Genomic DNA, 21,962 nt, shown 5'->3' on the forward strand with positions numbered 1-21,962 from the left:
ATGCCGCCATGCTGTGCGCTGTGTGAGCGACCGCTGGGGGTTAAGGTGGAATGGCACCACCCCGTTCCCAGGAGCGAAGGCGGGCGCGAGACGGTGCCGGTCCATCCCATTTGTCACCGGACCATCCATGCGACCTTCTCCAACGTGGAACTGGCACGCGAACTTGCAGACTTCGCGGTGCTGCGGACACATCCCGAGATGACGCGGTTCCTGCGGTGGATTGCGGGGAAACCGGCGGACTTCCATGCGCCGACGCGCGTGAAGAGATAATTTTAGTTTAATATTGCATTGTCTAGATAGTTTACAAATTCCGTAGTGTCTGCGAAATAATTTCTAAACGTAATCCGCATATTCTCAAACGTATCTGCGCGTACTAGTACGACATCTGCCGCGCCCTCGTTTTCAAGCTCAACTTGATTGTATCTCTCAATTGCTTGTCCAACGGAGTCGTACGGCATAACCTGAAGGTCGCTGTTATTCTCGGCATTTTCCTTTACAAAAGGAAAAACTAGAATATTATTCTTCTTGAAATCTATATTAACAACTTTCGAATTTACGCGTCGAAATAGTTGTAGAATACGAGTCTGTTCTTCCAGGTAATGAAATCTATCTAATAGCTCTGCGTCGCTCAAATCCGGGAAGCATGATGGCATGGATTCGTATTTTCTTGATAGTATTTCGCTCGAAACTGCAAAAAAATCGATAAACTCTGAAGCGCCTTGACCGAATTTCGGATTATTATGGGTCAATAGTCCAGCTACCTCAACGGCCGTCGCCCATGAATGTTGTAAAAGTGTTCTGTACTGGATTTCTATCAGTAATCCCTTCCAGGGGTCCGCTGTCGCTGACCTGCTTTCATACTCATAGACGTCATGGATTCCACGATATCCATTGCCCTTGGGGTGGAGGATGTAATTCCATTTGCTATCGTCAAGGCTACGGCGCGTGTGCGCAAAGCGTGCACGATGAACGTTTTGCCGAAAGAGATTTAGCTTTGCGATGTTCGGAAAAATGACCCGGCATCCTGCAATATCGTGCATCCGTCCAAGCTGCATTTGGGGAAAGCGTTGAAGTTTGTTCATAATTGTGGGGCGCCGCTTTAGGCGCGTGCCAACTATGATATCCGTTCCCCGAGAGCGGCGCCTTAGGTTGACTTGAAATGTATTAATCACCCAGCCATGCGATGCTCGCCAGTTTTCAAGTACTAGGCTATCTTCAAAACTCGAAGTGCCATTTGCAATGCGGGTGCCTGCCTTGGAGACCTGTTTGCGGGAATAGCGTGGCTGGGTAAAAGTAGCCATATTTACTCCGCCGCGACGCCCGCGGCCGAGAACATGTCGCCGGTTTCGGTCGGCTCTTCGTTCGCCGCTTTGGCGCTCTTGGCCTTCTGGCGGGTGTCGAACGCGTCCCACACGTCGTTCCACTGGCCGCGCGTCGCCGCCTTGGAATATTCGGTCGCGCGCGTCTCGAAGAAATTGGCATGCTCGACGCCGTTGAGCAGCGGGGTCAGCCAGGGCAGGGGATGCTCGTCGATCATGTAGATCGGCTTCAGGCCCAGCTGGCCGAGCCGCCAGTCGGCGATGTAGCGGATATATTTCTTGATATCCTTCGCCGTCATGCCGCTGACCGGGCCCATCTCGAACGCCAGATCGATGAAATTGTCCTCCAGCCGCACCGTCGTCTGGCACTGGTCGGCGATATCGTCCTTCACCGCCTTGGTCAGGCAGCCGCGCTCCTTGGTGAAGGCGTGGAAGAGCTGGATGATCCCCTCGCAATGCAGCGACTCGTCGCGCACCGACCAGGTGACGATCTGGCCCATGCCCTTCATCTTGTTGAAGCGCGGGAAGTTCATCAGCATCGCGAAGGATGCGAACAACTGCACGCCCTCGGTAAAGCCGCCGAACATGGCGAGCGTGCGGGCGATGTCCTCGTCATTGTCGACGCCGAACTTCTGCAGATAGTCGTGCTTGTCCTTCATCTCGGCATATTCGAGGAAGGCGCCATATTCGCTTTCGGGCATGCCGATCGTGTCGAGCAGGTGGCTGTACGCCGCGATGTGCACCGTCTCCATGTTGGAGAAGGCGGTCAGCATCATCTTGACCTCGGTCGGCTTGAACACCCGGCCGTATTTCTCGTGATAGCAGTCCTGCACCTCGACGTCCGCCTGGGTGAAGAAGCGGAAGATCTGGGTCAGCAGGTTGCGCTCATGATCGGTCAGCTTCTGCGCCCAGTCGCGGCAATCCTCGCCCAGCGGCACCTCTTCGGGCAGCCAGTGGAGCTGTTGCTGGCGCTTCCAGAACTCGAACGCCCAGGGATATTCGAAGGGCTTGTACTGCTTGGAGGCTTGGAGGAGGGGCATGGGGGTTACTCCGGACTAAATGATGTCTGTGCGGGATGCGCGGCGCGGGTGGCGCCACGCGAAGAAGGAGACGGCGGCGATCGTCACGGGGAACGACCAGAGCCAGACGAAGGCGAACCAGTCACGCGGACCGCCCGCCAGCAGATAGGGGCTGCAAAGATAATTACGGATGAACCTGGCGCGGCGGCCATGGGCATCGAGGACGCATTGGCCGAGATCGGTATCGCTATAGGCTTCAAAGCCCAGAATGATGAAGCCGACCACCGCCACCGCCGCGATCAGGGCCAGAAGCCGCTCGATCACGGTCATACCCCTGCGCTCCACTGGCGTAGCGCGGTTGCCGAGAAGCCGAGCACGATCGCGGCCGCCAGCGCCATGATTCCGGCCATCCGGTAGATATAGATGCGCGCGGGGCCCTGCGGGCGACGCAGGGCAAGCAGCAGTCCCATGCCGATCCCAGCCAGTATCGCGGCCACCGCATACATGATGAATGCCGATGTCATGCGACCAATTCCGGCTTTGCGCGTTCCGAAACCGAACCCAACACAGGAGACGAACGATGGTCGATGTCAGCCAGATCAAGGAACATGCGGAAGTCATCGGTGCGGACGGCGTCCATGTCGGCACCGTCGACCATGTCCAGGGCGACCGCATCAAGCTGACCAAGAATGACAGTCCGCAGACCCAGGACGGGCAGGGCGCCAAGCATCATTACCTGCCCATCGGCCTGGTCGCCGAGGTCGAGGGCAACACCGTCCGCCTGTCGGCAACCGCGCAGAACGCCGTCGACGAGTTCGAAGAGGCGGAGTGAACTATATTTTCCCTCTCCCTGTGGGAGAGGGAGGGAGCGCCCGTCAGGGCGCGGAAGGGTGAGGGTGGTGCCGTTCATGCGGCGCCACCCTTTTCCGTTGGTGCGACACCCTCGTCCTTCCCACGCGGCTGCGCCGCGCGGATCGCTTCCTTCTCTCCGATTGAGAAGGAAATTCGTTCCATCACACCTTTCAGGTTGGTCGTCACATCCGCATTGGTCACGCGGATCGTACGATACCCCTCGCGCGTCATGAAGGCTTCGCGCGACGCGTCATAGCCTTGCGCGACGGCGTGTGTATCGCCGTCGACCTCGATGACCAGCTTTTCGGAAAAGCACAGCATGTCGGCGAAGAAAGGTCCCAGCGGCGCCTGATGACGCCATTTCAGATGCGAATAGGTTTCACGCAGCGCGCGGAGCAGGCGGCGTTCGGGTTCGGGCGCTTGGCGGCGCAACTGGCGGGCGCGAAGAACCGTGCCGCTTGGCTGTTGCTCGTAAAGGCGCACCTGCCCTCACCCTTCCACCGCTGACGCGGCTCCCTCCCTCTCCCAAGGGGAGAGGGATTAGGCTGTCGGCCCCCACGAAGGAGGGAGGGACAGCCCGCGCTGTTAAAGCCCGCTCACTGACACGCCAGGCATTCATCATAATCGGTCGTCTCACCGATCTCGAACTTCGGTGCGCTGATCGTGTTGTCGGCCTCGACGCCGCCCGAACCGGCGAACCCGGCGCGCTGCACCGACTTGGAGCGGAGATAATAGAGCGACTTGATGCCCAGTTCCCAGGCGCGGAAGTGGAGCATCAGCAGGTCCCACTTTTCCACATCCGCCGGGATGAACAGGTTCAACGACTGCGCCTGGTCGATATAGGGCGTACGATCGCCCGCCAGTTCGAGCAGCCAGCGCTGGTCGATCTCGAACGAGGTCTTGAAGGTATCCTTTTCTTCCTGGCTCAGGAAGTCGAGATGCTGGACCGAGCCGCCATGCTCCAGGATCGAGTTCCAGACCGAGTCGGCGTTCTTCGCCTTCTCGACCAGAAGCTTTTCGAGATAGGGGTTCTTCACGACGAACGAACCCGACAGCGTCTTGTGGGTATAGATGTTCGCCGGGATCGGCTCGATGCAGGCGCTGGTGCCGCCGCAGATGATCGAGATCGACGCGGTCGGCGCGATCGCCATCTTGCAGCTGAAGCGTTCCATCACGCCCACGTCCGCCGCGTCGGGGCAGGGCCCGCGCTCGACCGCCAGCGTCATCGACGCCTGGTTCACCTGCGCGCTGACATGCTTGAACATGCGCAGGTTCCACGACTTGGCCATGGCGCCCTCGAAGGGGATGCCGCGTGCCTGGAGGAAGCTGTGGAAGCCCATCACGCCCAGGCCGACCGAACGCTCGCGGCTGGCGGAATAGGCGGCGCGCTCCATGCCGGGTTCGTGCCGTTCGATATAGTCCTGCAGGACGTTGTCGAGGAAGCGCATCACGTCCTCGATGAACTGCTTGTCGTCCTTCCACTCGTCCCAGGTTTCGAGGTTGAGCGACGACAGGCAGCAGACGGCGGTGCGGTCCTTGCCCTTATGGTCGATGCCGGTCGGCAGGGTGATTTCCGAACACAGGTTCGAGGTCGATACCTTCAGCCCCAGCTCGCGGTGATGCCTGGGCATGTTCTTGTTCACATGGTCGGCGAAGACGATGTACGGCTCGCCGGTCGCAAGCCGGGTCTCGACCAGCTTCTGGAACAGCGCGCGCGCGTCGACGGTGGCGCGGACTTCACCCGTCTTGGGGCTCTTGAGCTGCCATTCGGCGCCATCGCGCACCGCCTCCATGAAGGCGTCGGGGATCAGCACGCCATGGTGCAGGTTCAACGCCTTGCGGTTGAAGTCGCCGCTGGGCTTGCGGATTTCCAGGAACTCCTCGATCTCGGGATGCGAGATGTCGAGATAGCAGGCGGCCGACCCGCGCCGCAGCGAGCCCTGGCTGATCGCCAGCGTCAGCGAGTCCATCACGCGGACGAAGGGGATGATGCCGCTGGTCTTGCCGTTGAGGCCCACCGGCTCGCCGATGCCGCGCACCTGGCCCCAATAGGTGCCGATGCCGCCGCCGCGGCTGGCCAGCCACACATTCTCGTTCCAGGTGGTGACGATGCCGTCCAGGCTGTCGGGCACCGAGTTGAGGTAACAGCTGATCGGCAGGCCGCGACCCGTGCCGCCGTTCGACAGCACCGGCGTCGCGGGCATGAACCACAGCTTCGAGATATAGTCGTACAGCCGCTGCGCATGTTCGGCATTGTCGGCATAGGCCGAGGCGACGCGCACGAACAGATCCTGATAGCTCTCGCCGGGCAGGAGATAGCGGTCGTTCAGCGTTTCCTTGCCGAAATCGGTCAGCCGCGCGTCGCGGGCATGGTCGACCTCGACCGGATAGGGTTGCGGGCGCACCGACTTGGTGTCGGCGGGCGTCGGGGCGGGCGCGGCCACAGTGTCCGCGGCCATCTTCTCAAGCATATCAGTCGTCATGTCGCTATCCCGGCTATCCCTGAAATCCATCATCGATGCCGCTCCCTTGTTCATGTTCCGTTCGGGTCGGCGTGCCGCCCTGCCGCACCGCGCGCCAGACACGTCGCGATCGGCATGGAGTGAAGGCGGCGATGCCCGATCCGGGTCTTCATCCGCTTCCGATCATACCATCCGGTATGACCATCCCCTACCAGTGATTGGGGTCACTCCCGACCTCTTCCACAATCCATAGTGGAAAATCCTGGCGAGCATCGCAAGGGGTTAAAGCGCGGGGATGGGGGTGGTTGCGACGAATGACGGTCGCCGGGCGGAGCTGAAAAGCCGCGACGCATGGATGTCTGCGGGGTTCGTGAAGCGCAAGCCCCTAAAAATTTTTTTCGCCGGCGCTGGGCAGCCATGCGCCAGCAGGAAGAGCGCGATCAGGCCGGTCAGCACCGCTGCCATTTGGGGCGGGGCATGACGGCGCGAACGCCCGTCGGCCTTGTTATCCCACCTGTCCGGCAGGGGATGGTCCGGTCATGCCGACTGGCGATCCGGTTCCTCGGCACTGGCGGGATTTTCCAGCCAGGGATGATCGTCGGGCAGGGGCGTGGCAAAGGCGAGGCCGACACGGCCCTCGCGCTCCCAGCGGATATAGGCGCGGATCGGCTTGCTGCCGCTGATCTGCACGCTCACCGCCGCGCCGCAGACGATATAGGCGGGCGGCAGGCCCTCGATCATCACGCCCGTCGCGGACAGGTCGCGGATGCGGACGTCGATCGTCGCGCTGCCCGACAGGATCTGGGCGATGCGCAGGATCTTGATGCGCGGGCGTCGTGTCGCCTTCAGCCCGGTCAGCTCGGCGCGGCCTCCATTCGCGTTCAGCATCCGGTGCACCTCGGCCGATCCGGCGGGCTTGCCATAGACGAAGCCTTGGACGTGACTGCAACCCAGATCGCGGATCAGCGCGATCTCGTCCTGGAGTTCGACGCCCTCGGCGGTCGTCTCCATGCCCAGCGTATCGGCCAGCGTCACGATCGCGCGGATGATCGCGGCATTGCGGCTGCCCGTGCGGATCGCGCCGCGCACGAAGGACTGGTCGATCTTGATCTTGTCGAACGGCGCGTGGCGCAGATAGCCGAGCGAGGAATAGCCGGTGCCGAAATCGTCGAGCGCCAGGCGTATGCCCAGTGCCTTGAGCGCGGTGAATTGCCGCTGCGATTCCTGGTCGTCGCGCAGGAACACGCTTTCGGTGATCTCCAGCTCCAGCCGCGACGGCGCAAGACCCGACTGGGCCAGCGCCTGCGCGACGAGCGCGGGCAGATGCGGCTTGGTGAACTGGATGGACGACACATTGATCGCGACCCGCGCCGGGTATGGCCAGCGGACGGCCTCGGCGCAGGCGGTGCGCAGCACCCATTCGCCGATCTGTTCGATCAGTCCGCTATCCTCGGCTACTGGCACGAACTGCGCGGGCGAGATGTCGCCCTGCGTCGGATGACGCCAGCGGAGCAGCGCCTCATAGCCGACGATCATCGCATCCTTGGTCGATACCACCGGCTGATAGGCCAGATGGAACTGGCCCTGCGCGATGGCGATGCGCAGATCCTCCTCCATCTGCTTGCGGCTGCGTGCGCCCTCCAGCATCGCCTCGGCATAGAAACGGTGCACGCCACGCCCGTCGCCCTTGGCGGCATAGAGGCCGAGATCGGCGTTGCGGATCAGCGTCTGCGAATCCTCGCCGTCATGCGGCGCGATCGCGATGCCGATCGAACAGCCGATCGTCACCTCGTTGCCCTGGATGTCATAGGGGCGGGACAGGGTGTCGATGATCTCGGTCGCGAGCGAGGCCAGCCGCTCACGTGCGTCGATGTCGGGCAGCAGGATCTGGAACTCGTCGCCGCCCAGGCGCCCGACCAGCCCGACATCGCCCACCACATGTTCCAGCCGCCGCGCGACCTGTTGCAGCAGAAGGTCGCCCGCCTGATGGCCCAGCGTGTCGTTGACCGCCTTGAACCGGTCGAGGTCCATCAGGAACAGCGCGGTCGGACGATAGGGGCTGACCCTTTGCGTCAGCGTCTTGTCGAGCGACAGCTTCATCCGCTGGCGATTGGCCAGGCCGGTCAGGCTGTCGAACAGCGCCAGGCGCGTGATCTCGGCCTCGGACCGGCGCTTCTCGGTCAGGTCGGAGCCCGAACCGATAAAGCCCCGGAACCGGCCGACGCCGTCGACGATCGGCCGGCCGGAGATCGACCACCAGCGCTCCGCCGCCGGATCGCCGTTGATCGCGCAGACGGTATAGTCCGCAAAGCCGGTGCGCGAGGCCATGTGGAAGGCCAGCGTCCGTGCGGTGCCGGGCGCGGTGGAATCCATCTGGAACAGGTCGACCAGCAACCGCCCCCGGGATTCGATGCCCGCTGCCGCCAGGTCGTCCGCCACCTTGCGGGACAGATAGGTCAGCCGTCCCTGCCGATCGGTTTCCCAGAACCAGCCGGTGCCATGCTCCTCGAACTCGGCGATCATCTTCACCGCCTGCTGCCCCTCGCCGAACTCGCGGGCGCGGGCATGGGCGGCGTCATAGTCCATCTGTCCCATCCGCCGCGCCTTGAGCGCCAGAAGGACCAGCGACGGGATCACCGCCGCCAGGACCGGCCCCAGCGGAACGTCCCAGGCCAGTGCCGCGATCGGAGCCAGAAAGGCAAAGCCGAAGGAATAGCCCAGCAATGCACCGCGCTCCGGGCTCAGCATCGCCGCGGTCGCCCACATCGCGCAGCCGATCGTCAGGGGCGCGGTCCAGCCGTCCCCGTGATCCGATTGCGACACGATCAGCAGCAGCGGTCCGGTGGCCAGCGCCAGCAGCAGGCCCATTGCGGTCAGCCATCGCTTCGACCGGCAGACGGGCCATTGCCGCGCGGGGCCGCACCACAACACCAGGCCGAAGGCGAGGGTGGCGGCCAGCATCACCCCGCTCGCCATCGCCTTCTGGGTCAGCAATGAGCGCGGATCGGTCGCCGCGCTCCGACCCAGCAGGATGCTGATCGCGATCAGAGCCTGGAGGATCGCCAGGGGCCAGACGCCGCGCAGCGCCTTCAGGCGACCCAGGTGCAGGCCGACCAGCAGCTCGTCACTGTCGTCGACGAGACCCATCGCGGCCAGAAAGGGTATTCGCTTGGACTGGGCGGACGACATGCTGCGGCTCGAAATCCCAAAGGGCTGCAACGTTTCTGGATCGATCAAGGTTAAGATTGCCTAAAGTGCGAATCTTTCCCGAAATGGGGGGTGTCCTGTCTGCGACGTTGCGCGGGCCGCGCCGCTGTCGCTAAAGACGGCGTCATGACGACCCTGATCCGCGACACCGACCTGATCGAGAGCGTGGCCGACGCGCTCCAGTTCATCAGCTATTATCACCCGATGGATTATATCCGCGCCCTGGGCAAAGCCTATGAGGCGGAGAAGAGCCCGGCGGCCAAGGACGCCATCGCGCAGATCCTGACCAACAGCCGGATGTGCGCGGAGGGGCATCGCCCGATCTGCCAGGATACCGGCATCGTCACCGTCTTCGTGAAATGGGGCCAGGATTGCCGCCTGTCGGGCGACCGCAGCTTGCAGGAGGTCGTCGATGAAGGCGTGCGCCGCGCCTATCTCCACCCCGAGAACAAGCTGCGCGCCTCGATCCTCGCCGACCCGGCCTTCACCCGCCGCAACACCAAGGACAACACGCCATCGGTCCTCCATGTCGAGATGGTGCCCGGCAACAAGGTGACGATCGACGTCGCGGCCAAGGGCGGCGGCTCGGAGAACAAGTCGAAGTTCAAGATGATGAACCCGTCCGATTCGATCGTCGACTGGGTTCTGGAGATGGTGCCGCAAATGGGCGCGGGCTGGTGCCCGCCCGGCATGCTGGGCATCGGCATCGGCGGCACGGCGGAGAAGGCGGTGCTGCTCGCCAAGGAATCGCTGATGGGCGCGATCGACATGGGCCAGCTCAAGGAGCGTGGCCCGCGTAACGATATCGAGGCGCTGCGCATCGAACTGTTCGACAAGGTCAATGCGCTGGGAATCGGTGCGCAGGGTCTGGGCGGCCTGTCCACCATCCTCGACGTCAAGATCCTCGATTGGCCGACCCATGCCGCATCCAAGCCGGTGGCGATGATCCCGAACTGCGCCGCCACCCGCCATGCGCATTTCACGCTGGATGGTTCGGGCCCCGTCTATCTCGAAGCCCCCAAGCTGGAGGAATGGCCCAAGGTCGACTGGAAGCCGGACCTTCAGGCGGCCAAGCGCGTCGACCTCGACACGCTGACCCCGGAAGAGGTGAAGAGCTGGAAGCATGGCGACCGGCTGCTGCTGAACGGCAAGATGCTGACCGGGCGCGACGCCGCGCACAAGCGGATCAAGGACATGCTCGATCGCGGCGAGGAACTGCCGGTCGAGTTCCGGGGACGCGTCATCTATTATGTCGGCCCGGTCGATCCGGTCGGCGAGGAAGTGGTCGGCCCCGCCGGCCCCACCACCGCGACCCGCATGGACAAGTTCACCCGCATGATGCTCGACCAGGGCCTGCTCGCCATGGTCGGCAAGGCCGAGCGCGGGCCCGCCGCCACCGACGCGATCCGCGAATACCAGTCGGCCTATCTGATGGCGGTCGGCGGCGCGGCCTATCTGGTCGCGCGCGCGATCAAGGGATCGAAGGTCGTCGGCTTCGAGGATTTGGGCATGGAAGCGATCTATGAGTTCGACGTGGAGAATTTCCCCGTCACCGTCGCGGTCGATTCCGAAGGCCAGAATGTCCACACCCTCGCCCCGCTGGTCTGGCGCGAGAAGATCGCCAAGGAAGGCCTGCTGACCCCGGCATGATCCATCCTACCCTCCCCATCGCAAGATGGGGAGGGACGCGGTCTTAGTTCTTGTAGAGCGCGTTCAGCCGCTCGCCATAGACCTCGCGCAGGACGTGGCGGCGGATCTTCAGGGACGGCGTCAGTTGCTCATTCTCGATCGAGAAGGGCTCGTCGGCGATGATGAAGCGGCGGATACGCTCGGTCACCGACAGGTCGCGATTGACCCGGTCGATCGCCGCCGAGATCGCCGCGCGGAAATCCAGGTCGTCGTCCAGCGCGGCGCGGTTGCAGCCGGTGCCTGACTTCGCACACCATTCGGCGGTCCACTCCGTATCGGGCACGATCAGCGCGACCATATAGGGCCGCCGGTCGCCCGCGATCATCGCCTGCCCGATCTCGGGCTGAAGGGTCAGCATCCCCTCGACCTTCTGGGGGGCGACATTCTCGCCCTTGTCGTTGATGATCAGGTCCTTCTTGCGGTCGGTGATGCGCAGCCGTCCGGCGTCGTCGAACTCGCCGATATCGCCGGTGTGGAGCCAACCATCCTTCAGCACCCGCTTGGTTTCGGTCGGGTTGCGCCAGTACCCGTGCATGACCAGCTCGCCGCGCACCAGGATCTCGCCGTCCTCGGCGATGCGCACCTCGGTATCGGCGAGCGGTGGCCCGACCGTCTCCATCCGCACGCCCGCCTTGGGCCGATTGCAGGCGATGACGGGCGCGGCCTCGGTCTGGCCGTAGCCTTGCAGCAGGGTGAGGCCGATCGAGTGGAAGAACAGCCCGATCTCCGGGTTGAGCGGCGCCCCGCCCGAGACCATGGCCTTCAACCGGCCGCCGAATTTCTTGGCGATCTTGGGCTTGAACAGCGTGGCGACGGCGAATTGCGCGGGACGGTCGATCAGCCGCAGCTTGCCGTCATAGCTGCGCGCGCCCAGGGCCAGCGCCTGGTCGAGCAGCCGCGCGCCGAGCCCGCCCTTCTTCTCGATCGCCTTGGCGATGCGGGTGTGCAGCACCTCGAACAGGCGGGGCACGACGAACATGATCGTCGGGCGTACCTCCTCGATATTGGCGGCCAGCTTGTCGAGGCCTTCGGCATAGTAGATCTGCCCGCCCAGCGCGATCGGGAAGTGCTGGCCCCCGGTATGTTCATAGGCGTGGGAGAGGGGGAGGAAGGACAGGAACACCTCGTCGTCCCACCCGAAATCCTCGGAGATCACCGCGCTGCATCCGGCGCAATTGTGCAGGATCGCGCCGTGATGCTGCATCACCCCGCGCGGCGCGCCGCCGGTGCCCGAGGTATAGATGATGCAGGCCAGGTCCTCGCGGCCGAAATCGGCGCTCGCGGCGACCTCTTCGGGCCTGGTCGGGTGGGCGGCGATCAGCGCGTCATATTGGCGGCAGTCGATCTGGGCGGGACCGAGCCGCAGCGCCTCGATCCCGATCACCGTCTGGACATGGTTGGAGCGCAGCGCCGCCGGCATCAGCGTGTTCGCCAGCTTCTGGGACGAGACGATGATCGCGCGCGCGCCCGAATTCTCGATGATGTGCGCATGGTCGCGCTCGGTATTGGTGGTGTAGGTTGGCACGGTGACGCCGCCCGCCGCCATGATGGCAAGGTCGGCGATGCACCATTCGGGGCGATTTTCCGACACCAGCATCACCCGGTCGCCGCGTTGCACGCCGGTTGCGCGCAACCCCGCCGACAGGCTGGCGACCTGCCGCGCCGCCTCCGCCCAACTGATCGCGTGCCATTCGCCCGCCTCCTTGCGCCACAGGAAAGGCGCGTCGCCCTTCTCCGCCGCGCGGGTGAAGAACATGGTGACGAGATTGGGAAAATATTCGAGCGTACGCATATGCCTCTCCCACCGGCCCGTATCGCGGACGTCAACGCGCGATCGGGCTCTTTGTTTGCCTGGTCGGCGGTTTACTCGGAGGGGCGGCCCGGCTTGTCGCCAACCCGTTGAATCATGGTCGTCCGGCCGGTCACGTCGATCGCCACCCCCTCGCTGCGGGGATCGGCGGCGCCGACCCAGCGGCCATCGACGCGCTCGATGGCATTGGCCTTCAGGCCCAGCGGGGCGATCGTGACCGTCTCGCCTAGCGCCTGCAGGCCGGGGACGAGCGCCTCCAGCGTGGTGCCGCGTTCGACCGTGGCGACCTTGCCGGGGGCATAGAGCAGCCCTTGCGCGATCGCATCCTGCGCGCTCAGATTCCAGTCGACGACGCCGATGATCGCCTTGGCCACCTGCGCGATGATGGTCGAGCCGCCCGCCGCGCCGACCGCGAGCCGGACCTTGCCATCGGGGCCATAGACAATGGTCGGCGACATCGAACTGCGCGGGCGCTTGCCGCCCTCCACCCGGTTGGCGACGAGATCGCCGTCACGAACGGGCACGATATCGAAATCGGTCAGTTCGTTGTTCAGCATCGTCCCGTCGACCGACAGGCCGGAGCCAAACGGCCCCTCGATCGTGGTCGTCACCTCGACGACATTGCCCGCCGCATCGACCGTCACGAGGTCGGTGGTGCCGGGCACCTCACTCACCGGCGCGCGCACCCGTGGCGGAGCGCCGGGGGGCGTGCCGGGCGCGACCGACGCCATGGTCCGGTCGGGCGAGATCAGCGCGGAGCGGTCGGCGATATAGGCCGGATCGAACAGGCCCTTCAGCGGCACCCGGACATAGTCGGGATCGCCCAGATACATGTCGCGATCGGCATAGGCGAGGCGCGAGGCCTCGGCGAACAGGTGCCAGGCTTGCGGGGAATCCTTGCCCAGCTTGCCCATGTCGAAGCGTTCGAGCAGCTTCAGGATCGACAACACGGTCGAACCACCCGCCGAGGACGGGCCCATGCTGCAGATCCGATAGCCGCGATAGGTGGCGCAGAGTGGGGGCCGGGGCCTGGCGCTGTAGGATGCGAGGTCGCCGGTCGTCATCTTCGACGGATTGCGCGCGGCGGTGTTGACGGTCGTCACCAGCTTCTGCGCCTGCGGCCCGACATAGAAGCTGTCGGGACCGAGCCTGGCGATCCGCTCCAGCAGCGCGGCCTGTTCGGGGTTGCGGATCACGCTGCCGAGGGCCAGCACCTGTCCGTCCGGCCCGGTCAGTCGCGCGCGCGTGGGCGCATCGACATGCGCGCCATAGCGGATCAGCGCGGTCTGCAGGCGCGGCGTCATTTGGAAGCCGTCGCGTGCCAGCCGGATCGCGGGCTGGAACAGCCGCGCCCAGGGCAGCTTGCCCCCCTGGGCATGGGCCAGCGCCATACCGCGCAGGGCGCCGGGGATGCCGACGCTCCGTCCGCCGGGCACCGCATCGGCATGGGACAGCGGGCGGCGGTCGGGCCCATAGAACCAGTCCGGGGTGGCCGCCATCGGCGCGGTCTCGCGCGCGTCGATCGTGCTCGTCTGCGCGTCCTTCGCCATGTGACGCACCCAGTAGCTGCCGCCGCCCAGCCCCGAGCTTTGCGGTTCGACCACGTTGAGCGCGAGCATGGTGGCGATGGCGGCGTCGGTGGCGCTGCCCCCGGCACGCAATATCTCCACCCCGGCGGCGGCGGCGCGTGGATCGGCGGCGCTGACCATGCCCTGGCTGGGGGCCTTGGCGACGGGGGCGGCTTGGCGCGCCTCGACGGGGGCGGCGCCCGGGATTGCGACAGGGGCCAGCGCGAGCGCCGCCACGGATAGGAGCCAGTGCTTCATGGCGGCGACACTAGCGGCAAGCGCCGCTTCCCGCCAAGCCGTAACGTCAGGCCCCGACGGCCTCGCCCACGCTGGTGAATCCTTCGCGGGCCAGCAGGGCGTCGAGATCGGTCAGGATCCGTCCCGCCAGCCCCGGCCCCTCATAGACCAGCGCCGAATAGAGCTGCACCAGGCTCGCGCCCGCGCGGATGCGGGCATAGGCCTCCGCACCGCTGTCGATGCCGCCCGCCGCGATCAGGGGCAGGGCCCCGCCGGTCGCCTTGCGGAAATCGGCGAGCCGCGCGCGGGCCAGCGGGGCAAGCGGACGGCCCGACAGGCCGCCGGTCTCGGCGGCGTTGACGCTCGTCACATCGGGGCGGGTGATGGTGGTGTTGCCGATGATGATCGCGTCCAGTCGGTTGTCGATCGCGGCGCGCGCGATCTCGTCGATCTGGGCGGCTTCCAGGTCGGGGGCGACCTTCAGGAACAGCGGGACGCCGCCCGCCGCCTCGCGCGACGCCGCCAGCAGTTCGGCCAGCGCAGGCCCGTGTTGCAGGTCGCGCAGGCCCGGCGTGTTGGGGCTGGAGATGTTGATCGTCACATAATCGGCGATCGGCGCGGCCGCGCGCACGCCGTGGCGATAGTCGGCGATGCGATCGTCCGCGTCCTTGTTCGCGCCGACATTGATGCCCAGCACCCCCTTGCGCTTCGCCGCCTTCGCGCGCGCCAGCCCCGCGTCGAGCCCGCCATTGTTGAAGCCGTAGCGGTTGACGACAGCCTTGTCCTCGACCAGCCGGAACAGGCGGGGCCTGGGATTGCCCGGCTGGGGCTTTGGGGTCAGCGTGCCGATCTCGACCATGCCGAAGCCCAGGCCGAAAAAGCCGTCGATCGCCTCGCCATTCTTGTCGACCCCCGCCGCCAGTCCCAGCGGATTGGCGAAGTCGATCCCCGCCACGGTCGTCGCCAGACGCGGATGGCGCGCCGGATCGATCGACAGCGGCGCGCCGAACGATCCCCAGCGCGACAGCATCGCGACGGTCAGACCATGGGCGCGTTCGGCGTCGAGGGCGAAGAGGAGCGGGTGATAAAAGGCCATGTCGGCCCGGTTAGCGGATCGAGGGGACGGGGGAAAGGCGTCCGCCGCCCCAACGGAACGCTATGACCCAACACGGGTTGGTGGGGGCTTACAGGGAGAGGCCCCATGAAGACCCCCGTTCGTTTCACCCCGCAAGTCGAAGACGTGAAGCCCGAGGAAGACGAAACCGTCGAACAGATGAAGCATTCGTTCGAGCATATCCTCGACACCACCTCCCGCGATTATGGGCATGGCGTCCGCGCGGTCCATGCCAAGGCGCATGGTATCATCCGGGGTGTCCTGCGGGTGCATGACGATCTCCCGCCCGAACTGGCGCAGGGGCTGTTCGCAAGACCCGGCGAGTATGAGGCGGTGGGGCGCATTTCGACAAATCCGGGCGATATCCTCGATGACGCGATCGGCCTGCCGCGCGGTTTCGCGCTCAAGGTGATCGGCGTCGAGGGCGAGCGGCTGCCCGGCTCCGAGGGGGATGCGACGCAGGATTTCGTGATGGCCAATGCGCCGGTTTTCACCGCCCCGACCGCGGATGCCTTTGCCAAGAACCTGAAGATGCTGGCCTCCACCACCGACAAGGCGGAGGGCGGCAAGAAGATTCTCTCCGGCATCCTGCGCGGGATCGAGGCGACGCTGGAGACGGTCGGGATCGAAAGCGGGACGCTCAAGTCGCTGGGCGGCGCGAAGCAGGTGCATCCGCTGGGCGAGACCTATTACAGCCAGACGCCGTTCCGCTATGGCGACCATATTGCCAAATTGGGTCTCTTCCCGGTCAGTCCCGCGCTCACCCAGCTGACTGGCGATACGGTCGACACGCATGACCGCCCCGATGCGTTGCGTGAGGTGGTGCGCGAGGTCCTGATCGAGCAGGGCGGTCAATGGGAACTCCGCGTCCAGCTCAACCGCGATCTCGAATCGATGCCGATCGAGGACGCGACCGCCGAATGGAGCGAGGAGGACAGCCCCTATGTCACCGTCGCGACCTTCACCGCCGCGCCGCAGATCGGCTGGCGCGATGGCGAAACCAATGCGATCGACGACGCGCTGTCCTATAATGTCTGGCATGGCCTGGCCGCGCATCGGCCGCTTGGCAATATCAACCGCGCGCGCAACGCGCCCTATCGCTTCTCGGCGGCGTATCGCGGCCGGGTGAATGGTTGTCCGATGCACGAGCCGCGCGACATGGCCGAGTTGCCGTGACGCGCCCGCAAAGGCTAGGACGCGCGGCATGATCCGCCTGTTTCATGTCAGTGACGTGCATTTCGGTGCCGAGGACCCCGCCGCGCTCGCCTGGTTCGCCGAACGAGTCGCGGCGGAGAAGCCGGATGCGGTCATCATGACCGGCGACCTAACCATGCGTGCGACCAAGCGCGAATTCCAGGCGGGCGGCGAGTGGCTGCAATCGCTGGGCGTGCCGGTGACGGTCGAGGTCGGCAATCACGACATTCCTTATTATTGGGACCCGTTCCGGCGGCTGTTCGCGCCCTATCAGCGTTATGCCGCGGTCGAGCGAATGATCGAGAAGCCGCTGGATCTGCCGGGCGTGACGGTGGTGCCGCTCAAGACCACGGCACGCGCCCAGTGGCGGTGGAACTGGTCCAAGGGGCGGGTCAGCACCGGCTCGCTCCGGCGCGCGCTGGCGCTGATCGAGGAGGCGCCCAAGGATCACCTGATCCTGGTTGCCGCGCACCATCCGCTGATCGAGGGTGGGACCAAGGGGACGGCCAAGACCCGCAACGGCGACGTCGCGCTGACCCGGTTGGCGGCGGCGGGTGCGCACGCGGTGCTGTCGGGCCATGTCCATGACCCGTTCGACGTGCCGATCGATCGCGACGGCCGGATCATACGGATGGTCGGCGCGGGCACCTTGTCCAAGCGGACGCGCAAGACCCCGCCCGCGTTCAACGAGATCCGCGTGCTGGGACAGACCTTCGAGACGCTGGTGCGCAGCTTCGGCGAAACCGCGCCGCACCCGATCACCGAGGATATGCGGGCGGGCTGATATCGCCCGCCGAGGCGTGGCCCCCCGGCTTCGCTCAGCCGAGCGACGTCATCCCTTCATCACATGCGGCCGCGCGGCGACCTGGTCGTACATCCGCCCCGGCTGGTCGAGCCAGATCGGCGAGAGCTTGGCCGAATCCACCCGCTCCAGGCCGACCGCATAGGTGCAGCGGGAAACACCCCAGTCGGTATGGGCGGCGGCGGCCAGGATCGGCACGAACATCGGCCGGCCGGCGGCATCGATCACATGGATCGCCTCGCGCGGCAGCGCGCTGACGCCGCGCACGGTCCGGCTTTCACCCGGCGCGAGCGCGAAGGGCGGGACCACCGGGCGGCCCTGCGGCTGATGCGCGAGCTGGATCAGCTCGGCATCGAGCCCGGCATGCGCGCTCAACAGGCGAAGGTCGACCGCGACCCGGCCGATCGGCGTGGCACCGGTATTGCGGACGGTGATCTCCGCCTCGATCGTCGCCGACAGCATGTTGAGGCCGACGCGCAGCGGGCGCGCCTCGACCGACAGGAAGCTGGGCTCGGGCGGCATCGTCGGCTGCGGCGACGGTTGGGGCGCCGGCTGGGGTTGCGCGGCGATGGGGGCGGCGCGGGGCGTCACGGGCTCGGCGCTCGGCTCGGGTACGGCGACCGGGGCGGGCAGCGCGCGCGGTGCAGGGCGGCTGCGTCGACCCAGCCAGATACCAATGGCCAGCGCCGCGAGCCCGGTGCCGATCAGCAGCGGCCAGAAGGGCAGGTCGTGCTCCGTCTCGCCCCGCTCGGGGGCGGCGGTGCCCGGTGCCGCGATCGCGGGCGTGGCGGTCTGGCTATTGGCGATCGTCATGCCGTCCATGCCCGACTCGGTCCGGTCGACCGTCCGTGATTCGGGATCGGGCAGGCGGGTCGCGGGAGCCTCGGGCGAGGGCGTCGGTTCGGGGGACGGCGTCGCCGCCGGGATCGGGGTGGCGATGGCGGCCGGCGCGGCGCGCGCCGTCACGCGCGGCGTTTCTCGCGAGGTGGGTGTCGCGCGCGGGGTCGGGCTGGCCTGCGGTGTCGCGGTCTGGCCCGTGGCACCTTGTCCGGGCAGGACGAGGCGGGGCGCGGGCGGTGTGGGCACCGGGGTCGGCCCCGCTGTCGTCTGGGGCGCGGCCTGGCTGGCGGCGCGCGGGGTCAGGCTGAAACCATCCAGCCCGCTTGAGGAACGACCCGCCGCATCATTGTCCTGCGGGGCGGTCTGGGGGAAGGCTGGTGCGGATGCGGCTGGCATCGGGGCAAGCACCGGCACCAGCGTCAGGGCAAGGAGGCGCGCGGCGCGGCGCGGCCCGGACGATGTCATGAAATGCCTTCCTCGTGGTAACTATAATCTTCACCGGCCGTTCGGGCCACCGGCCCGACCGCTTAGCCGTGCCCGGTAGACCCGGCGGATGCAACCCCTTGTGTAACGCGATATGCGGCCAATATATGGCAGGACTTGGGGGTGGGGAAACTTTGCCCCTGATTGCGCGGTCGCGGACGCGCGTCGTGTTTGACGCCGGTTTGACACTGGCCGGTTTGACACTGGCGCGGTGCATGCCTATATCGCGACCATCCACCACAATCTTCGGGAAATGATGCGCCTTCGCGCAGCGTGTCGGTCGAATGGGAGATTGCTGGTTCAACGGACGCCGGATGCCGCCGCATATGTTTGCGAGCGGCCTTTCGGCGTCTGTCGTTGCGTCTGGCCCGGAGGCATCCGGGCAGTGATTTATGGCTGACGAGGCAAACAGACCCATGGCAACCAAGGCGATCGACAGCGGCTCCGCCCCCCGCAAGGGCGATGGCGGCACCGCCAAGCGGCGTATCCGCAAGGTGTTCGGCGACATCCACGAAGTGGTGCAGATGCCGAACCTGATCGAGGTTCAGCGCGAAAGCTACGAGCAGTTCCTGCGTTCGGATAAGTCCACGGGCCATGTCTCGGGGCTGGAAAAGACGCTGCGCAGCGTCTTCCCGATCCAGGACTTTGCCGGCACCGCCTATCTCGACTTCGACGATTATGTCCTTGAAGACCCGAAGTTCGACGTCGAGGAATGCCGCCAGCGGGGCATCACCTATGCCGCGCCGATGCGCGTCACGCTGCGCCTGACCGCGTTCGAGGTCGATCCCGATACCGAAGCCAAGTCGGTCATCGATATCAAGGAGCAGGACGTCTACATGGGCGACATGCCCCTGATGACGGAGAACGGCACCTTCTTCATCAACGGCACCGAGCGCGTCATCGTCAGCCAGATGCACCGTTCGCCGGGCGTGCTGTTCGACCATGATCGCGGCAAGACCCATGCCTCGGGCAAGTATCTCTTCGCCGCGCGTGTGATCCCGTATCGCGGTTCGTGGCTGGACTTCGAGTTCGACGCCAAGGACATTGTCAACGTCCGTATCGACCGCAAGCGCAAGCTGCCGGTGACGGCGCTGCTCTATGCGCTGGGCATGAACTCGGAAGAGATCCTCAATTATTTCTACAACCGCCTGACCTTCGTTCGCGGCGACGGCGGCTGGAAGATCCCGTTCCAGGCCGAGAACTGGCGCGGCGCCAAGCCGATGTTCGACATCGTCGATGCGAACTCGGGCGAGGTCGTGTTCCCCGCCGGTCAGAAGATTTCGCCCCGCGCCGCCAACAAGGCGGCCAAGGATGGCCTGTCGCAACTGCTGATCCCGACAGAGGAAATCTTCGGTCGCTATTCGGCCTATGACCTCATCAACGAGCAGACTGGCGAAATCTACGTCGAAGCCGGTGACGAGATCAGCGCCGAGAACCTCGAGGCGCTGGACAAGGCGGGCGTCGACACGATCGAGCTGCTCGACATCGACCATGTCGCGACCGGCCCGTGGATTCGCAACACGCTGAAGGCCGACAAGGCCGAAGAGCGTGAGCAGGCGCTGTCGGACATCTACCGTGTCATGCGCCCGGGCGAGCCGCCGACGCTGGAGACGGCGGAAGCGCTGTTCTCGGGCCTGTTCTTCGATCCTGATCGCTACGACCTGTCGGCCGTGGGTCGCGTCAAGCTGAACATGCGCCTCGACCTCGACTGCCCGGACACGGTGACGACGCTGCGCACCGAGGACATCCTCGCGGTCGTCAAGACGTTGGTCGACCTGAAGGACGGCAAGGGCGAGATCGACGATATCGACAATCTCGGCAACCGCCGCGTGCGTTCGGTGGGCGAGCTGCTGGAGAACCAGTATCGCGTCGGCCTGCTGCGCATGGAGCGTGCGGTCAAGGAGCGCATGTCGTCGGTCGACGTCTCGACCGTGATGCCGAACGACCTGATCAACGCCAAGCCCGCGGTCGCCGCGGTGCGCGAGTTCTTCGGTTCGTCGCAGCTCTCGCAGTTCATGGACCAGACCAACCCGCTGTCCGAAGTGACGCACAAGCGTCGCGTCTCGGCGCTCGGGCCGGGCGGCCTGACGCGTGAGCGTGCGGGCTTCGAAGTCCGCGACGTTCACCCGACGCACTATGGCCGTATCTGCCCGATCGAAACGCCGGAAGGCCCGAACATCGGTCTGATCAACTCGCTGTCGACCTTCGCCCGCGTCAACAAGTATGGCTTCATCGAGACGCCGTACCGCAAGGTGATCGACGGCAAGGTGACGGACGAGGTCGTGTACCTGTCGGCGATGGAAGAGCAGAAGCACACCGTCGCCCAGGCCTCGGCCGCGACGGACGAGGAAGGCCGATTCGTCGAGGATCTGGTCTCGGCGCGTCAGGCGGGCGAGTTCCTGATGGCGCTGCCCGATCAGATCACGCTGATGGACGTGTCGCCGAAGCAGCTCGTCTCGGTCGCCGCCTCGCTCATTCCGTTCCTGGAAAACGACGACGCCAACCGCGCGCTCATGGGCTCGAACATGCAGCGTCAGGCCGTGCCGCTGGTGAAGGCGGAAGCGCCCTTCGTCGGCACCGGCATGGAAGAGACCGTGGCCCGCGACTCGGGTGCGGCGATCGCGGCGAAGCGTGCCGGTATCGTCGACCAGGTCGATGCGGCGCGTATCGTGGTTCGCGCGACCGGTGAGGTCGATGCCGGCAAGTCGGGCGTCGACATCTACACGCTGATGAAGTTCCAGCGTTCGAACCAGTCGACCTGCATCAACCAGCGTCCGCTGGTGAAGGTGGGCGATGTCGTGAAGGCGGGCGACGTGATCGCCGACGGCCCCTCGACCGAGTTCGGCGAGCTGGCGCTGGGCCGCAACGCGCTCGTCGCGTTCATGCCCTGGAACGGCTACAATTATGAGGACTCGATCCTCATCTCCGAGCGGATCGTGAAGGACGACGTGTTCACGTCGATCCATATCGACGAGTTCGAAGTCATGGCGCGCGACACCAAGCTCGGGCCGGAAGACATCACCCGCGACATTCCGAACGTGGGTGAAGAAGCGCTGCGCAACCTCGACGAGGCGGGCATCGTCTATGTCGGGGCCGAGGTGGAGCCGGGCGACATCCTGGTCGGCAAGATCACGCCGAAGGGCGAATCGCCGATGACGCCGGAAGAAAAGCTGCTCCGCGCGATCTTCGGTGAAAAGGCCAGCGACGTGCGCGACACCTCGCTCCGCCTGCCGCCGGGCGTCGCCGGTACGATCGTCGACGTGCGCGTCTTCAATCGTCACGGCATCGACAAGGACGAGCGCGCGATGGCGATCGAGCGCGAGGAGATCGAGCGTCTGAAGAAGGACGCCGACGACGAGCGCACGA

Annotated in this window: 18 protein-coding genes; 6 read left to right on the plus strand and 12 right to left on the minus strand. The window is 65.4% G+C overall.

Annotated features, from left to right (window positions below; translation table 11 throughout):
* On the plus strand, positions 1 to 270 hold the full coding sequence (locus ABDV78_RS03685) for an HNH endonuclease (protein ID WP_343525869.1): 270 nt from the start codon (positions 1 to 3) through the stop codon (positions 268 to 270).
* Positions 271 to 272: 2 nt separating this feature from the next.
* Here ABDV78_RS03685 and ABDV78_RS03690 read toward each other — a convergent pair whose 3' ends face one another.
* Genes ABDV78_RS03690 through ABDV78_RS03705 form a run of 4 tightly spaced genes read right to left on the minus strand, consistent with a single transcriptional unit; the run spans position 273 to position 2,862 of the window.
* Complete coding sequence (locus ABDV78_RS03690; RefSeq protein ID WP_343525851.1) at positions 273 to 1,301, minus strand: RelA/SpoT domain-containing protein; 1,029 nt, start codon at positions 1,299 to 1,301, stop codon at positions 273 to 275.
* A gap of 2 nt (positions 1,302 to 1,303) precedes the next feature.
* Positions 1,304 to 2,359 (minus strand): ribonucleotide-diphosphate reductase subunit beta, encoded by a 1,056-nt coding sequence (locus ABDV78_RS03695; protein WP_343525852.1) that lies wholly within the window; start codon positions 2,357 to 2,359, stop codon positions 1,304 to 1,306.
* A gap of 15 nt (positions 2,360 to 2,374) precedes the next feature.
* Positions 2,375 to 2,668, minus strand: a complete 294-nt coding sequence (locus tag ABDV78_RS03700; protein WP_343525853.1) for a hypothetical protein — start codon at positions 2,666 to 2,668, stop codon at positions 2,375 to 2,377.
* The gene (locus ABDV78_RS03705) at positions 2,665 to 2,862 is read right to left on the minus strand and encodes a hypothetical protein (RefSeq protein WP_343525854.1); all 198 of its coding nucleotides are present in this window, start codon (positions 2,860 to 2,862) and stop codon (positions 2,665 to 2,667) included. The genes ABDV78_RS03700 and ABDV78_RS03705 overlap by 4 nt, the downstream gene beginning before the upstream one ends.
* Positions 2,863 to 2,918: 56 nt before the next feature.
* On the opposite strand from ABDV78_RS03705, the gene ABDV78_RS03710 reads away from it, so the two are divergent.
* On the plus strand, positions 2,919 to 3,170 hold the full coding sequence (locus ABDV78_RS03710) for a DUF2171 domain-containing protein (RefSeq protein ID WP_343525855.1): 252 nt from the start codon (positions 2,919 to 2,921) through the stop codon (positions 3,168 to 3,170).
* Positions 3,171 to 3,244: 74 nt separating this feature from the next.
* On the opposite strand, the gene ABDV78_RS03715 is transcribed toward ABDV78_RS03710, so the two are convergent.
* The 4 genes from ABDV78_RS03715 to ABDV78_RS03730 all read right to left on the minus strand — a co-directional run bounded on the left by ABDV78_RS03715 (position 3,245) and on the right by ABDV78_RS03730 (position 8,889).
* Positions 3,245 to 3,673 carry a DUF559 domain-containing protein gene (locus tag ABDV78_RS03715; RefSeq protein ID WP_343525856.1) on the minus strand — a complete coding sequence of 143 codons (429 nt, stop codon included), beginning with the start codon at positions 3,671 to 3,673 and terminating at the stop codon, positions 3,245 to 3,247.
* A 113-nt stretch (positions 3,674 to 3,786) separates the two neighbouring features.
* Positions 3,787 to 5,703, minus strand: a complete 1,917-nt coding sequence (locus ABDV78_RS03720) for a ribonucleoside-diphosphate reductase subunit alpha (RefSeq protein ID WP_343525871.1) — start codon at positions 5,701 to 5,703, stop codon at positions 3,787 to 3,789.
* Between the two features lie 231 nt (positions 5,704 to 5,934).
* A complete protein-coding gene (locus ABDV78_RS03725) occupies positions 5,935 to 6,117 on the minus strand; it encodes a hypothetical protein (RefSeq protein WP_343525857.1) in 183 nt (60 codons plus the stop codon).
* A 72-nt stretch (positions 6,118 to 6,189) separates the two neighbouring features.
* Positions 6,190 to 8,889 carry an EAL domain-containing protein gene (locus tag ABDV78_RS03730; protein WP_343525858.1) on the minus strand — a complete coding sequence of 900 codons (2,700 nt, stop codon included), beginning with the start codon at positions 8,887 to 8,889 and terminating at the stop codon, positions 6,190 to 6,192.
* Between the two features lie 96 nt (positions 8,890 to 8,985).
* On the opposite strand from ABDV78_RS03730, the gene ABDV78_RS03735 reads away from it, so the two are divergent.
* A complete protein-coding gene (locus tag ABDV78_RS03735) occupies positions 8,986 to 10,509 on the plus strand; it encodes a fumarate hydratase (RefSeq protein WP_343525859.1) in 1,524 nt (507 codons plus the stop codon).
* 43 nt (positions 10,510 to 10,552) lie between these two features.
* Here the strand turns inward: ABDV78_RS03735 and ABDV78_RS03740 are convergent, their stop codons facing one another.
* The 3 genes from ABDV78_RS03740 to ABDV78_RS03750 all read right to left on the minus strand — a co-directional run bounded on the left by ABDV78_RS03740 (position 10,553) and on the right by ABDV78_RS03750 (position 15,259).
* On the minus strand, positions 10,553 to 12,340 hold the full coding sequence (locus ABDV78_RS03740) for an AMP-dependent synthetase/ligase (RefSeq protein WP_343525860.1): 1,788 nt from the start codon (positions 12,338 to 12,340) through the stop codon (positions 10,553 to 10,555).
* 71 nt (positions 12,341 to 12,411) lie between these two features.
* On the minus strand, positions 12,412 to 14,184 hold the full coding sequence (gene ggt, locus ABDV78_RS03745) for a gamma-glutamyltransferase (RefSeq protein WP_343525861.1): 1,773 nt from the start codon (positions 14,182 to 14,184) through the stop codon (positions 12,412 to 12,414).
* A gap of 46 nt (positions 14,185 to 14,230) precedes the next feature.
* Positions 14,231 to 15,259 carry a quinone-dependent dihydroorotate dehydrogenase gene (locus ABDV78_RS03750; protein ID WP_343525862.1) on the minus strand — a complete coding sequence of 343 codons (1,029 nt, stop codon included), beginning with the start codon at positions 15,257 to 15,259 and terminating at the stop codon, positions 14,231 to 14,233.
* Positions 15,260 to 15,364: 105 nt separating this feature from the next.
* On the opposite strand from ABDV78_RS03750, the gene ABDV78_RS03755 reads away from it, so the two are divergent.
* Positions 15,365 to 16,453 carry a catalase family protein gene (locus tag ABDV78_RS03755; protein WP_343525863.1) on the plus strand — a complete coding sequence of 363 codons (1,089 nt, stop codon included), beginning with the start codon at positions 15,365 to 15,367 and terminating at the stop codon, positions 16,451 to 16,453.
* 28 nt (positions 16,454 to 16,481) lie between these two features.
* Positions 16,482 to 17,255, plus strand: coding sequence for a metallophosphoesterase (locus tag ABDV78_RS03760; protein ID WP_343525864.1), 774 nt, complete (start codon positions 16,482 to 16,484; stop codon positions 17,253 to 17,255).
* Positions 17,256 to 17,303: 48 nt separating this feature from the next.
* Here the strand turns inward: ABDV78_RS03760 and ABDV78_RS03765 are convergent, their stop codons facing one another.
* Entirely contained in the window at positions 17,304 to 18,578 is a 1,275-nt protein-coding gene (locus ABDV78_RS03765; protein ID WP_343525865.1) for a hypothetical protein, read from the minus strand.
* A gap of 434 nt (positions 18,579 to 19,012) precedes the next feature.
* Between ABDV78_RS03765 and rpoB the strand changes: the two genes are divergently transcribed.
* A partial coding sequence (gene rpoB, locus ABDV78_RS03770; RefSeq protein WP_343525866.1) for a DNA-directed RNA polymerase subunit beta occupies positions 19,013 to 21,962 on the plus strand: 2,950 nt, incomplete at its 3' end.

The sequence above is a fragment of the Sphingomonas sp. genome, from assembly GCF_039594485.1.
GTDB lineage: Bacteria > Pseudomonadota > Alphaproteobacteria > Sphingomonadales > Sphingomonadaceae > Sphingomonas.

Excerpts from the sequence above, each read along its gene's own strand:
- ABDV78_RS03700 (WP_343525853.1), bottom strand. The coding sequence starts at position 2,668 with ATGACCGTGATCGAGCGGCTTCTGGCCCTGATCGCGGCGGTGGCGGTG.
- ABDV78_RS03765 (WP_343525865.1), bottom strand. The coding sequence starts at position 18,578 with ATGACATCGTCCGGGCCGCGCCGCGCCGCGCGCCTCCTTGCCCTGACG.
- ABDV78_RS03690 (WP_343525851.1), bottom strand. The coding sequence starts at position 1,301 with ATGGCTACTTTTACCCAGCCACGCTATTCCCGCAAACAGGTCTCCAAG.
- ABDV78_RS03710 (WP_343525855.1), top strand. The coding sequence starts at position 2,919 with ATGGTCGATGTCAGCCAGATCAAGGAACATGCGGAAGTCATCGGTGCG.
- ABDV78_RS03705 (WP_343525854.1), bottom strand. The coding sequence starts at position 2,862 with ATGACATCGGCATTCATCATGTATGCGGTGGCCGCGATACTGGCTGGG.
- ABDV78_RS03740 (WP_343525860.1), bottom strand. The coding sequence starts at position 12,340 with ATGCGTACGCTCGAATATTTTCCCAATCTCGTCACCATGTTCTTCACC.
- ABDV78_RS03755 (WP_343525863.1), top strand. The coding sequence starts at position 15,365 with ATGAAGACCCCCGTTCGTTTCACCCCGCAAGTCGAAGACGTGAAGCCC.
- ABDV78_RS03760 (WP_343525864.1), top strand. The coding sequence starts at position 16,482 with ATGATCCGCCTGTTTCATGTCAGTGACGTGCATTTCGGTGCCGAGGAC.
- ABDV78_RS03720 (WP_343525871.1), bottom strand. The coding sequence starts at position 5,703 with ATGGATTTCAGGGATAGCCGGGATAGCGACATGACGACTGATATGCTT.
- ABDV78_RS03725 (WP_343525857.1), bottom strand. The coding sequence starts at position 6,117 with ATGGCAGCGGTGCTGACCGGCCTGATCGCGCTCTTCCTGCTGGCGCAT.
- ABDV78_RS03685 (WP_343525869.1), top strand. The coding sequence starts at position 1 with ATGCCGCCATGCTGTGCGCTGTGTGAGCGACCGCTGGGGGTTAAGGTG.
- ABDV78_RS03695 (WP_343525852.1), bottom strand. The coding sequence starts at position 2,359 with ATGCCCCTCCTCCAAGCCTCCAAGCAGTACAAGCCCTTCGAATATCCC.
- ABDV78_RS03735 (WP_343525859.1), top strand. The coding sequence starts at position 8,986 with ATGACGACCCTGATCCGCGACACCGACCTGATCGAGAGCGTGGCCGAC.
- ggt (WP_343525861.1), bottom strand. The coding sequence starts at position 14,184 with ATGAAGCACTGGCTCCTATCCGTGGCGGCGCTCGCGCTGGCCCCTGTC.
- ABDV78_RS03750 (WP_343525862.1), bottom strand. The coding sequence starts at position 15,259 with ATGGCCTTTTATCACCCGCTCCTCTTCGCCCTCGACGCCGAACGCGCC.